The following is a 12,718-nucleotide window of genomic DNA, read 5'->3' on the forward strand; positions in this document are numbered from 1 at the left end:
ATGGGGGAACAATCGAAGAGGAGTTGGAGGACGTGGCACGTTTTGGCCGACTGGTTACCGCCATGGTGACCCCGTTTACGGAACAATTGCAAATCGACTACGAGAAAACGGAACGACTGATTGACCATCTGCTGTCTACCGGTACGGAAGCGCTAGTGGTCAGCGGCACGACCGGCGAATCGCCGACGCTGACCCGTTCCGAAAAACTGGACTTGTTCCGGCATGTCGTGGCGTACGCGAAAGGAAAATGCCACATCATCGCCGGGACGGGAAGCAACGATACGGCTGCCAGCATCGAATTCACGCAGGAAGTGGAAAAGATCGGCGTGGACGCCGTGATGCTGGTGGCACCCTACTACAGCCGTCCGTCGCAGGAAGGCTTGTACCGGCATTTCAAGGCGCTGGCAGAAGCAACCAGTCTGCCGGTCATGCTGTACAACGTGCCCGGCCGCACCGGCGTCAACATGGCCGCTGAGACCACCGTGCGGTTGGCGCAGCTGCCCAATGTGGTGTGCATCAAGGAAGCGTCCGGCAACCTGTCGCAAATGGCGCGGATTGTCGAGGAGGCGCCTGAGGGTTTTGAACTGTACAGCGGGGACGACGCGTTGACACTGCCGATTCTATCGATTGGCGGCGTTGGTGTGGTCAGCGTGGCCAGCCACGTCGTGGGCAGCGAGATGGCCGAGATGATGGCGGCATACTTCGGCGGCGACAACGCCAAGGCTGCCGCCCTTCATCGCAAGCTGCTGCCCGTGTTCGAAGGACTGTTCAAATACCCGAGCCCCACACCGACGAAGGCGGCATTGGAGAAGCTGGGCGTGCCGGTGGGCGGCGTTCGCCTGCCATTGGTAGAGCTCAACGACGAGGAAAAAGCGTTTGTGCATTCGCTGCTGCAATAACCTGTCGATTGCAGCCAAAAAGCTGTCCCGAAGGCAAGAGAAAGTGCCGGACGGGCAGCTTTTTTACGTTGTGACTGGGCTGCAATCTATTTGGTTGTTTTTTCTTGAGTTCCGCTTTTGCGTTCGGTTATAATGTTACTAAGTGATTTGGGGCGGTTTTTTGAGTGTAATGGACAACTAAATATAGGAGGTTACACGTTTTGGCAAAATCGAAACACTCTGTTCTCATTTTCGCCCTGGGCGGAGTTGGCGAAATTGGGAAGAACATGTACGTGGTGCAGTGCGATGACGACATCGTGGTCATCGACGCCGGATTAAAATTCCCGGAAGAGGAAATGCTGGGAATTGACATGGTCATTCCGGACATCACGTACCTGGAAGAACATCGTGACAAGGTTCGCGGCATCATTATCACGCACGGCCACGAAGACCACATCGGCGGTCTCAGCTATGTGCTCAAACACCTCAATGTGCCCGTTTACGCCACGAAACTTACTATGGGCCTGATTGAAGCCAAGCTGAAGGAAGCGGGTATCTTGGCCGATACCAAGCGGGTTTTGATCAACAGCGACTCGGAGATCGTTCTCGGCAAGATGAAAGCGACGTTTTTCCGCGTCAACCACAGCATCCCGGACAGTGTTGGGGTTTGCCTGGAGACGCCGGAAGGGTACATCGTGCACACCGGGGACTTCAAATTTGACCAGACGCCGGTCAATAATCAACAGGCGGATCTGGCAAAGATGGCAATGATCGGTGAGCGGGGAGTCTTGTGTCTTTTGTCCGACAGTACCAATGCTGAACGGCCGGGATTCACCGGCTCGGAACGTGCTGTCGGCGTGGCAATCAAGGACGTCTTTAGCAAGGCAAGGGGACGCATCATCGTTTCCACGTTTGCGTCCAACGTCCACCGCATTCAGCAGGTGGTGGATGCGGCGATTCAGTTTAACCGCAAGATTACGGTTGTCGGACGGAGCATGCAAAACGTCATTGCCATCAGCAAGGACCTGGGGTATCTGAATGTACCCGAGGGCGTGTTTGTCGAGACGGATGAAGTAAACAAGCTTCCAGCCGATCAAGTAGTCATTCTCTCCACTGGAAGTCAAGGGGAGCCGATGTCTGCGCTCACCCGGATGGCCCGATCCGCCCATCGGAAAATTGACATCCTTCCAGGGGATACGGTCGTGATTGCCGCTACGCCCATACCGGGCAACGAAAAATACGTGGCGCGCACGATTGACCAATTGTACCGCATTGGCGCAGAGGTAATTTACGGCGGTCACGGACCCAGCGGCACCGTCCACGTTTCCGGTCACGGCAGCCAGGAAGAACTGCGGCTGATGCTCAACCTGATGAAACCCAAGTATTTTATCCCCATTCACGGCGAATACCGCATGCTGCGGATGCACGGCATTCTGGCGGAACAAGTGGGCGTTCCCCGGGAGAACATCTTCCTGCTGGACAACGGCGACACGGTGGAGATTTCCGGCGGCAAAGCCCGTTACGGTCCGAAGGTACACGCAGGCAACGTGCTGATTGACGGTCTTGGCGTCGGCGACGTCGGCAATATTGTACTTAGGGACCGCAAACTGCTCTCTCAAGATGGCATTCTGGTAGTTGTCGTTACACTCAGCAAACAAAATGGCACGATCCTGTCTGGTCCTGACATCATCTCCCGCGGATTCGTCTATGTGCGTGAATCCGAAGAACTGCTGGACGAGGCGAATCGCATAGTAACCCAAACACTTGTCAAATGTATGGAAGAAAATGTAAACGAATGGTCTTCCCTGAAAAACAACGTGAAGGAAGCACTGGGGCGCTTCCTGTACGATCAGACGCGCCGTCGTCCAATGATTCTGCCCATCATCATGGAAGTATAGGAACCCTTGTTCTCACAAGGGTTCCTTTTGTTTAAAAAAACGCCCATAAAGGGCGTAATTTATTGAGCCACATCACTGTTTGCGGCGAGCATTTTGACTTTTTGGATGATTTCAAGTTCAACTTGTTCGTTGTACTTGTCAACACGTTTGCTGAGCAAAAATGCATCAATAATGAACCAAATGGTCGTAGGGATAAAAAAAGTAAACCATCCGATAATCCAAACAAGAATCATGCCGATCGCAATACCTATGTCACCTACGTAAAAGCGATGACCGCCAAATGCGCCAAGGAAAAACCACAATAAATAAGCCATTCCCTTGCTTTTTCTTCTTTTTTCCAGCTCCGAGTTTACAATTAACTGCTGCTCGGTAGTCAGGCCTGATCGTGCCACAATGTTGTTCAAAACACATGGTCCTCCTTCCAATAATTAGTCTCTTTTATTGTAAAGGCTTGCCATTCTGTCTGCAATAAAATTCCAAGAGAAAAGACCTAAGCTGTTTGAAAATATAGGTCTGACGACACGTGTTTTTTGGCCTGCCCGTTCTGCCTCATTTCCAGAAGTGTATCGTTTTCCCTTGTCCAATCCATACTAACGGAGGAAAGCGAGGAGGATGGTCCATGCCAAACCGACGAATAACCGATTACCTCAACCGCCCCCCTTTTTCAGGACAGGACGTCCCCCCGTCGGCACCGAATGATCAGCCGCGGCCGGCTGCGGCGCCGCCGGAGACTGACGATCAGAAAAAGAAGCTGCTCGATTCGATTACCCAGCTTGGGCAAACCAATGTCCCGCAGTTGGAGAGCAACATCTACTGCTTGACGATTATCGGGCAGGTGGAGGGGCATATCCAACTGCCGCCCCAAAACAAGACCACCAAGTATGAACATATTATTCCGCAGTTGGTGGCAGCCGAGCAAAACAGCAAGGTGGAAGGGGTGTTGGTGATCCTCAACACCGTGGGCGGCGACGTGGAAGCGGGACTGGCCATTGCGGAGATGGTCGCTTCCTTGTCCAAACCGGTCGTCACCCTGGTGCTGGGCGGCGGACACAGCATCGGCGTGCCGATTGCGGTTGCGGGCGATTACTCGTTTATCGCCGAAACGGCGACGATGACGATTCACCCCATCCGCCTGACCGGATTGGTAATCGGCGTGCCGCAGACGTTTGAATACCTGGATAAGATGCAGGACCGGGTGGTCAGTTTTATCGCCCGCCACTCCAAGATTACCGAAGAGAAGTTTCGCGAGCTGATGCTGCGCACCGGCGAACTGACACGCGACATCGGAACCAACGTGATCGGGGCCGATGCCGTCAAGTACGGGCTGATCGACGAAGTGGGCGGATTGGGCCCAGCGCTGAAAAAACTGAATGAGCTGATTGAAAAGGTGCGCAACGGAGAGAAGGTGCTGCAGTGATTTTTTACTCGGTCGTTCCGATGGAAATGGTGTTTGCCAACATGGAGCAGGTGGAAAAGCGTCAACTGCGCGAACTGCCGCTGGGCGAGGCCACCATGGTGGTGGAACCGACAGGACCCTACGAGGGACGGATCGTGCGGCTGATCAGCCCCAATCCCCAGGATTACCTCAATCCGCGGCTGGCGCCTGGTGAGACGGTTCGCTTTCTCCCCGATTGGCGCGCATAAGAAGTCCTGTATTTCTATGAATTTCCTGTGTTATACTAGACATGAACGAACAGCAGCCGAACAGCAGACGGCTGCCTTTTTATGCATGACAAAGGAGGCGTGCCATTGAGTAGAAAAGAGAGAAGACAGTCACAAGCGGCATGGGCCTCGGTCGTTAAAGTGGAACTGTTGGGCCTGGTGGTGATTGTGCTCAGCCTGATCGGCTTGTTGGAGAGCGGCACGCTGGGGAAACATGTGCTTGCCTTTTTGTTTCGGTTTGTGGCAGGCTCGTGGGACTTTGTCATCCCGCTGCTAATGATCGGAATGGCCATCCACATGATGTTTACCCGCAAACCGCCGCGGCTCACCTACCGGGTGCTGGGCATTTTGTTTATCTTCCTGGCGATTTTGACGTGGGACCATCTGATGCTGTACAAGCAGGTCACGGCAGACGGCAAATTCGCGGAACAAAGCATCGTCCGCGTCACGTGGGACCGGCTGTGGCTGGACCACAGCCAGAAGGTGTCCACTACCGGTGTTGGCGGCGGCATGGTTGGAGCGCTCTTCTTCGGCCTGTGCAACAGCCTGGTGGGATTGGCCGGAACCGGCCTGATCATCGCCCTGCTGTTTCTGGCCGGCACCATGTTTTTGTTTAACCTTTCGTACGTGGACATCGTAATTTTCATGCGCAACAAAACGTTGCAGCTATACGAAAAATTGAAGGACTCGGTGAAAGATTCCGTACAGCTGTTGCAGGAAGAAAGCGAGAAGCGCAGGCAGGAGAAGGAAAAGCGGAAGGCCCGCGCAGAGCAAAGCGCCAATGAGGAAGGGACCGCTGACCGGCAGGACGGAGCAGCCTCCCCTGCATCGGAGGCTGCCGAGTCACCTGGGACGGCGGGAGCGTCAGTGGACGAGGAGGAAGCACTGCCTGTCGCCCCGTTGATTCGGGACTTTACCGAGCGGGTGGCAAGCGAACACGAACAGGAATCCCCCGAATCTGCGGCCGCGCCCGTCCGACCGCCGGCAGAGAGGGAGATTACCTTTTCGCTGGAAGGCGACGAAGAGATTTTTGGCACACTGGAGAACACAGAAGAGCAGTCGGCTGTCCCCTATGTGCTTCCCAGCTTGCAGATGCTGGCCCGGCCCAAAGGTTATACGCCGGGCAAGGATGTGGACCATACATCCAACGCGGCCAAGCTGGTGCAGACGCTGAAAAGCTTCGGCGTCAGCGCGATCGTGTCGGAAGTGCACCGGGGGCCGGCCGTCACCCGCTATGAAGTGCAGCCCGCGACCGGCGTGAAAGTCAGTCGGATCGTCAGCTTGACAGATGATTTGGCGCTGGCGCTGGCGGCCAAGGATATTCGCATCGAGGCGCCGATTCCAGGAAAGTCGGCGATCGGCATCGAGGTGCCCAATGCCGAAGTGGCGGTCGTGTCGCTTCGCGAAGTACTGGAATCGCCGCAATACCAGGAGGCGCCCGGAAAGCTGACGGTGGCGCTCGGCCGGGACATCTCGGGCGAGCCGATCGTGGCCGACCTGGCCAAAATGCCTCACCTGCTGGTGGCTGGCGCGACCGGCAGCGGCAAATCAGTTTGCATCAACGGATTGATCATGAGCATCCTGTTCCGGGCGAAGCCGGATGAAGTGAAGCTGATGATGGTCGATCCGAAAATGGTCGAGCTGAATGTGTACAACGGGATTCCCCATCTGCTCGCGCCGGTGGTGACCGACCCCCGCCGAGCGTCCGTTGCATTGAAAAAAGTGGTCGCGGAGATGGAGCGGCGCTACAACCTGTTTGCCAAAACGGGGAGCCGCAACATCGAGATGTACAACCAGCAGGTGGAAGGAAGCCCGTTGCCGTACATCGTGGTCATCGTCGACGAGTTGGCTGACCTGATGATGGTGGCGCCAGGTGAAGTGGAAGACGCCATCTGCCGCCTGGCCCAGATGGCTCGCGCAGCCGGCATTCACCTGATTATCGCCACGCAGCGTCCGTCTGTGGACGTGATCACCGGCGTGATCAAGGCGAACATCCCGTCGCGGATTGCCTTTGGTGTTTCGTCCATGGCCGACTCCCGCACCATTCTGGACATGGGCGGGGCGGAAAAACTGCTCGGCCGCGGGGACATGCTCTACCTGCCGATGGGGGCTTCCAAGCCGATTCGCGTGCAGGGGGCGTTCGTCTCCGACAAGGAAGTGGAGGACGTCGTCCGCTTTGTCAAGGAACAGCAGGAAGTCCGTTATCAGGAAGAGATGATTCCGGACGAAGTGGCGGACGAGCAGCAGGCCGTCGTCGACGACGAATTGTACGATCAGGCGGTGCAGATTGTCGCCGAGGCGCAGACCGCATCCGCCTCCCTGCTGCAGCGCAGGCTCCGCATCGGGTACACGCGGGCAGCCCGGCTGATCGACATGATGGAAGCACAAGGGGTTGTCGGCCCGTATGAGGGCAGCAAACCCCGCGAAGTGCGCATACCGCGTCCGGCACAGGAGAGCAACATCTCCTGAGCCGGGCGTTTTTTATCGGCCGAATGGGGCAGTCTATGAGCGACTGCTCATCAGACGACTGAAAACGCAAAAAATGGTATAACGACTTCTGAAAATTTGGCTTGCATGATATCTGCCCCTACGGTACAATTTTTACGGGATTCTAGGAAATTGTTGTTATCGTTGCATGTGAATCAGAGGTCTGACGTCCTACCTGTTGGATGGCTGAAGGGAAACAGGAGTGAGTATGGATGAGCATCAAGGGGAATTTCCGGTCGCTGAGCCTCTTGGTCATGGACAAGATCAAGAGTGATATTGATTCCGGCGTGTTTAAACCTGGCGAACGTCTCCCTTCCGAAGCCGAGCTGTCAAAACAGTTGGGTGTGAGTCGGGCGACGTTGCGGGAAGCGCTTCGCCTTCTCGAAGAAGAGAAAATTGTCATCCGTCGTCACGGGGTCGGTACGTTTATTAATTCCCGCCCTGTTTTTACAGGCGGAATTGGGGAACTCTTTAGTGTGACGGATGCAATTGAGCGGCAGGGGTACAAAGCGGGAACAATCCTGATTGGCACCGCGTTCGGTGAGCCTTGCGAGGACGAGCGCAAACACCTGTCCCTCAATCCAGGTGAAGGCGTGCTCATGGTAGAGCGCATTCGCACGGCGGACGGCGACCCGGTCGTCTACTGCTTTGACCGCATTCCAGCTCGCCTGGTCCCTGAAGGGTACACGGCAGAGGGCGAGTCCATCTTCAACTGGCTGGAGAGCAAGACGGGACTGCGCATTGCATACGCAGTGGCTCATATCGAACCGCTGGGCTACTCTGAAAAGGTTTCCAATCTGCTGCAGTGCGACAAAAACGCGACGCTGCTCCTGCTGAAACAGATTCACTACGACGAGAGTGAACGGCCCGTGCTATACTCCCACAATTACTTCCGGGCGGACAAGATTCACTTTCACGTCGTACGCAGACGGTTGTAACAAGCGGGGGAAACCTCGCACAACAATTTCATTCCATCTCATATTAGGGGGTATTTCGGCATGAAAAAGGTACTTTCCGTCTTCTCCGTGGCAGCCCTCAGCCTGTCGCTTGTACTGGCTGGCTGCGGCGGAAAAACAGAAGGACAGCAAGGAGCGGCCGACCAAGGGGGAACGGCTGCGCCGAACGCGAGAATCGGCATGGTGACCGACGTGGGCGGTGTGAACGACAACTCCTTCAACCAAAGCGCGTGGGAAGGTCTGCAAAAACTGCAAAAAGACCTCAACCTCCCGCAAGAAAACGTCAGCTACCTCCAGTCCACCAGTGACGCCGACTACATCCCGAACCTGACCCAGTTCGTCAAGGACCAATGGAATCTGACCTGGGGCATCGGCTTCCTGATGGGCGACCACGTGAAAAAAGTGGCGTCCGAAAACCCGGATGCCAAACTGGCGATCATCGACGCCGAAGTGGATGCGCCAAACGTGGAATCCGTTCTGTTCAAAGAGCATGAAGGGTCCTTCCTGGTTGGCGTAGTCGCTGCGAAAATGAGCAAAACGAAAAAAGTCGGCTTTGTCGGCGGTATGGAAATCCCGGTTATCAAACGCTTTGAAGCTGGCTTCGAAGCAGGTGTGAAAGCTGTTGATCCGAGCATTCAAGTCGTGAAGGTATACACCGCTGCGTTCGACAAACCGGACCAAGGCAAATCCACCGCGTCGCAAATGTACGACCAGGGCGTTGACATCATCTTCCACGCGTCCGGCGCCACCGGCGACGGCGTATTCAACGAAGCCAAGGCCCGCAAGGCAAAAGGTCAACAGGTTTGGGTAATCGGTGTAGACAAGGACCAGTCCCTGACCTTCGGCGACGACATCACCCTCACTTCCATGGTGAAGCGCGTGGACGAAGCCGTGTACCGCGTCTCCAAAGACGTCATCGACGGCAACTTCAAAGGCGGCATCGTATGGCTCGGTCTGAAAGAAAACGGTGTAGGACTGGCCGACACCTCCAGCAAGAACGTGCCGGAAGACGTGCTGAAAGAGGTTGAAGAGTACAAGCAAAAAATTGTAAACGGCGAGATCAAGGTTCCTGAAACACCTCAACAGTAACCCACAGCAGGCTGCATGCGGACAAGGCTAGTTCGAGCAACTAGCCTTGTTCTTTACCTTCACTAAGACCCACAAAAACGGGGGGAACATGGTTGAACTCGGTACAGACAGTTGTTGAAATGCGCGGGATTACCAAGCGTTTTCCCGGCATCGTGGCGAACGACAACATCAACCTGGTCGTGAAAAAAGGCGAAATCCACGCCCTCCTGGGGGAGAACGGCGCGGGGAAGTCTACATTAATGAACATCTTGTTTGGTTTGTATCAACCGGATGAGGGGGAAATCCTCATCAATGGGAAACCGGTAAACATCACGAGTCCCAACGTCGCGAACGATCTGGGCATCGGCATGGTGCACCAACATTTCATGCTTGTCGAAACATTTACGGTCACGGAAAACATCGTGTTAGGAAACGAACCGAAAAACGGGTTGAAGATAGATATTCGTCGCGCGGAAAAGGAAGTGGAAGAACTTTCCCGCAAATACGGGCTGAAAGTGGATCCTACTGCCAAAATTGCCGATATTTCCGTAGGCATGCAGCAGCGGGTAGAGATTTTGAAAACGCTTTACCGAGGCGCGGACATCCTCATTTTTGACGAGCCGACCGCCGTCCTGACACCGCAGGAGATTCAGGAACTGATCGAGATCATGCACAATCTGGTAAAAGAGGGCAAGACGATCATCCTGATCACGCACAAGCTGAAAGAGATCATGGCTGTCTGCGACGCGGTCACGATCATACGCCGGGGCAAGGTGATCGATTCGGTCGCCGTCAAGGATACCAACCTGGACGAATTGGCTGCAAAAATGGTGGGGCGCGAAGTTACGTTCAAAGTGGACAAAAAGCCGCCGCAGCCAAAAGAGGTCATCCTCTCGGTCGAAAACATCACCGCCATGGGCAACCGCGGTGTCAACGCGCTGAACGGCATCTCGTTTGAAGTGCGTGCAGGGGAAATCCTCGGCATCGCCGGTGTGGACGGCAACGGTCAAAGCGAACTGATTGAAGTGCTGACAGGATTGCGCAAGGCTTCCGGCGGACGGGTCCTCTTGAAGGGACAGGACATTACCAACCGGCTGCCGCGTGAAATCTCGGAAGCAGGGTTGTCCCACATTCCGGAGGACCGCCACAAGCGCGGGCTTGTGCTCGACTTTACCATGAGCGAAAACATGGTGCTGGAGACGTACTTCCACCCGCGGTTCAACAAAAACGGCTTCCTGGACTACGCAGCAATTGACAAGCATGCATCCAAACTGATCGAGGAGTTCGACGTCCGCACGCCGAGCATCCACACCAAGGCCAGAGCGCTTTCCGGCGGTAACCAGCAGAAGGCGATCATCGCCCGTGAAGTGGACAAGGACCCGGATCTGTTGATTGCGGCACAGCCGACGCGCGGGTTGGACGTAGGGGCGATCGAGTTTATTCACAAACGGCTCGTGGAGCAGCGCGACAAGGGCAAAGCCGTGCTGTTGATCTCGCTCGAGCTGGACGAGGTCATCAACGTCTCTGACCGGATTGCGGTCATCTACGAGGGACAGATCGTCGGCATTGTTGACGCCAAGTCGACTACCGAACAAGAACTGGGCCTGATGATGTCCGGCGGAAAACGGATGCAAGGAGGAGGAAGCGATGAATAGAGTGATTGCTGTTTTTACCAAGGAATCGTTCCTCGTCCCGGCAGCAGCTATCATTCTTGGATTATTGACTGGAGCCGTCGCCATGCTCGCGGGAGGATTCAACCCGATCAAGGCGTACGTGTCCCTTGTGGATAAGGTATTCGGCAATGCGTACAACTTCGGTGAGACGATTCGCCAGATCACCCCGCTGATTTTTACGGGCTTGTCCGTGGCGTTTGCGTTTCGCACCGGGCTGTTTAACATCGGGGCGGAGGGGCAGTTCATCATCGGGATGATCGCCTCTACGGCTGTAGGCGTTTCCCTGGATCTCCCGGCGTACATTCACGCGCCGCTCGCGGTGCTGGCCGGGGCGCTGGCAGGGGGTTTGTGGGGAGCGATCGCCGGCTATCTGAAAGCTGCCCGGGGTGTAAACGAGGTCATTACGACCATCATGCTGAACTGGATTGCCCTCTACTTTGCCAACTACATCCTGACCACTTTTTATGTGCCAGAGGGACAGCAGCGTTCCGAGCTGATCAAGGATTCTGCCTCCATTACGATCGGCTGGCTGTCGCAGATGTTTGACAGTGCCCGGCTGCACTGGGGGACGCTGTTGGCCTTGCTTGCCGCCGTCTTTTTCTACGTCGTCCTGTGGAAGACCAAGACCGGGTTCGAACTGCGCGCAGTCGGTCTGAACCCGCACGCTTCCGAGTACGCCGGCATGAATGTCAACCGCAACGTGGTCAACGCCATGTTTATCGGGGGGATGTTCGCCGGTATCGGCGGCGCGTGCGAAATTCTGGGCGTGCATCACTACCAGTCTGTCATGGCAGGCATGCCGGGGTACGGCTTTGACGGTATTGCCGTTGCGCTGATCGGCGGCAACAGCCCGTTGGGTGTCGTGCTGGCTGCGATTCTGTTCGGCATCCTGACGTTCGGCGCGGCCGGCATGAAGTTTGGCGCCGGTGTTCCGGTCGAACTGATTCGCGTCGTGATCGCCTCCGTCATCTTCTTCGTGGCTGCTCACGGCATCGTAAAAGTATTCCTGAAGCCCATACTGAAGAAAAAGGAGGGTGGAAACTGATGGATTGGGGCATGATTCTCAGCAACCTGATTCACGATACCATCGTGTTTTCCACTGCCTTGATTTTTGCCGCGCTGGGCGGCATGTACTCGGAGCGTTCCGGTGTCGTCAACATCGCACTGGAAGGGATGATGATCATCGGGGCGTTTACCGGTGCCGTGATCACCTTCTTTGCGCAGGACGCGTTTGGCAGCGGCGCGCCGTGGATAGGTTTTGCCGCTGCGATTGTGGCCGGTGCGATTTTTGCCCTGCCGCACGCGGTCGCCTCAATCACGTTCAAGGCCGACCAGGTGGTCAGCGGCGTTGCGTTGAACTTCCTGGCCGCCGGGTTGTCCGTCTACCTGACCAAGATCATCTTCAACGGTGCGGGTCAGACTACGACGCTCGCCCATGTGTTCAGCAAATGGCAGATTCCGCTCTTGGCCGACATCCCGTATGTGGGACACGCACTGTTCGAAGGGTACCCGACCAGCTTTATCGCCTTCGCACTGGTGGCACTTTCCTGGTACGTGCTGTTTAAAACGCCGTTCGGTCTGCGGCTGCGGGCGGTCGGTGAGCATCCGCGCGCCGCTGACACTGTGGGCATCAATGTCAAGCGCATGCGCTACACGGCGGTCATGATCAGCGGCGCCCTGGCAGCGATGGGCGGTGCGACGATCGCCCTGACCACGACCAGCAACTTCTCCCACAACACGGTGTCCGGCCAAGGATTTATCGCGCTGGCAGCGTTGATTTTCGGGAAATGGCATCCAGCTGGTGCGATGGGCGCGGCGCTGTTCTTCGGGGTTGCGCAGGCGATCAAATCGCTGGTGCAGATTTTCGGACTGACGCAATACGTACCGACCGGATTCATCTACATGTTCCCGTACATTTTGACCATCCTGGTCCTGGCAGGCGTCGTCGGCCGTTCGAACGCACCTGCTGCACTGGGCAAGCCGTACGAGACTGGCTCCCGCTAAGCATACACAAGCATGCGTCTGGAATCTGGGACTCTTCCTGCACGAGTCGTGTTCTCGTCCAACGATGCAGGAGGAGAAGAGCGATCCGCAGC

11 protein-coding genes are annotated in these 12,718 nt (G+C 55.9%); 10 read left to right on the top strand and 1 reads right to left on the bottom strand.

Features of this window, described 5'->3' with window-relative positions; genetic code table 11:
* The first annotated feature begins 32 nt into the window (after positions 1–32).
* Positions 33–899 (top strand): 4-hydroxy-tetrahydrodipicolinate synthase, encoded by an 867-nt coding sequence (dapA, locus tag ETC00_RS04165; RefSeq protein WP_171564693.1) that lies wholly within the window; start codon positions 33–35, stop codon positions 897–899.
* A 200-nt stretch (positions 900–1,099) separates the two neighbouring features.
* Complete coding sequence (locus ETC00_RS04170; protein WP_171564694.1) at positions 1,100–2,776, top strand: ribonuclease J; 1,677 nt, start codon at positions 1,100–1,102, stop codon at positions 2,774–2,776.
* 59 nt (positions 2,777–2,835) lie between these two features.
* Here the strand turns inward: ETC00_RS04170 and ETC00_RS04175 are convergent, their stop codons facing one another.
* The gene (locus ETC00_RS04175) at positions 2,836–3,180 is read right to left on the bottom strand and encodes a TM2 domain-containing protein (RefSeq protein WP_171564695.1); all 345 of its coding nucleotides are present in this window, start codon (positions 3,178–3,180) and stop codon (positions 2,836–2,838) included.
* Between the two features lie 215 nt (positions 3,181–3,395).
* Here ETC00_RS04175 and ETC00_RS04180 point away from each other — a divergent pair, with 215 nt between their 5' ends.
* The 8 genes from ETC00_RS04180 to ETC00_RS04215 all read left to right on the top strand — a co-directional run bounded on the left by ETC00_RS04180 (position 3,396) and on the right by ETC00_RS04215 (position 12,626).
* On the top strand, positions 3,396–4,193 hold the full coding sequence (locus ETC00_RS04180; RefSeq protein WP_171564696.1) for a ClpP family protease: 798 nt from the start codon (positions 3,396–3,398) through the stop codon (positions 4,191–4,193).
* Entirely contained in the window at positions 4,190–4,420 is a 231-nt protein-coding gene (locus tag ETC00_RS04185; RefSeq protein WP_171564697.1) for a YlzJ-like family protein, read from the top strand. The genes ETC00_RS04180 and ETC00_RS04185 overlap by 4 nt, the downstream gene beginning before the upstream one ends.
* A gap of 81 nt (positions 4,421–4,501) precedes the next feature.
* Positions 4,502–6,907 (top strand): FtsK/SpoIIIE family DNA translocase, encoded by a 2,406-nt coding sequence (locus tag ETC00_RS04190; protein ID WP_305792672.1) that lies wholly within the window; start codon positions 4,502–4,504, stop codon positions 6,905–6,907.
* Positions 6,908–7,137: 230 nt separating this feature from the next.
* Positions 7,138–7,863, top strand: coding sequence for a GntR family transcriptional regulator (locus tag ETC00_RS04195; RefSeq protein ID WP_171564699.1), 726 nt, complete (start codon positions 7,138–7,140; stop codon positions 7,861–7,863).
* Between the two features lie 60 nt (positions 7,864–7,923).
* Complete coding sequence (locus ETC00_RS04200; RefSeq protein ID WP_171564700.1) at positions 7,924–8,970, top strand: BMP family lipoprotein; 1,047 nt, start codon at positions 7,924–7,926, stop codon at positions 8,968–8,970.
* Positions 8,971–9,089: 119 nt separating this feature from the next.
* Positions 9,090–10,604 (top strand): ABC transporter ATP-binding protein, encoded by a 1,515-nt coding sequence (locus tag ETC00_RS04205; RefSeq protein WP_171564750.1) that lies wholly within the window; start codon positions 9,090–9,092, stop codon positions 10,602–10,604.
* Entirely contained in the window at positions 10,597–11,667 is a 1,071-nt protein-coding gene (locus ETC00_RS04210; RefSeq protein WP_171564701.1) for an ABC transporter permease, read from the top strand. Before ETC00_RS04205 ends, ETC00_RS04210 begins: the two co-directional genes overlap by 8 nt.
* Positions 11,667–12,626: an ABC transporter permease gene (locus ETC00_RS04215; protein WP_171564702.1), complete on the top strand. Its 960-nt coding sequence runs from the start codon at positions 11,667–11,669 to the stop codon at positions 12,624–12,626. Before ETC00_RS04210 ends, ETC00_RS04215 begins: the two co-directional genes overlap by 1 nt.
* Positions 12,627–12,718 lie beyond the last annotated feature (92 nt).

This window comes from Brevibacillus sp. MCWH, assembly GCF_013096935.1.
Classification (GTDB): Bacteria; Bacillota; Bacilli; order Brevibacillales; family Brevibacillaceae; genus Brevibacillus; species Brevibacillus aydinogluensis.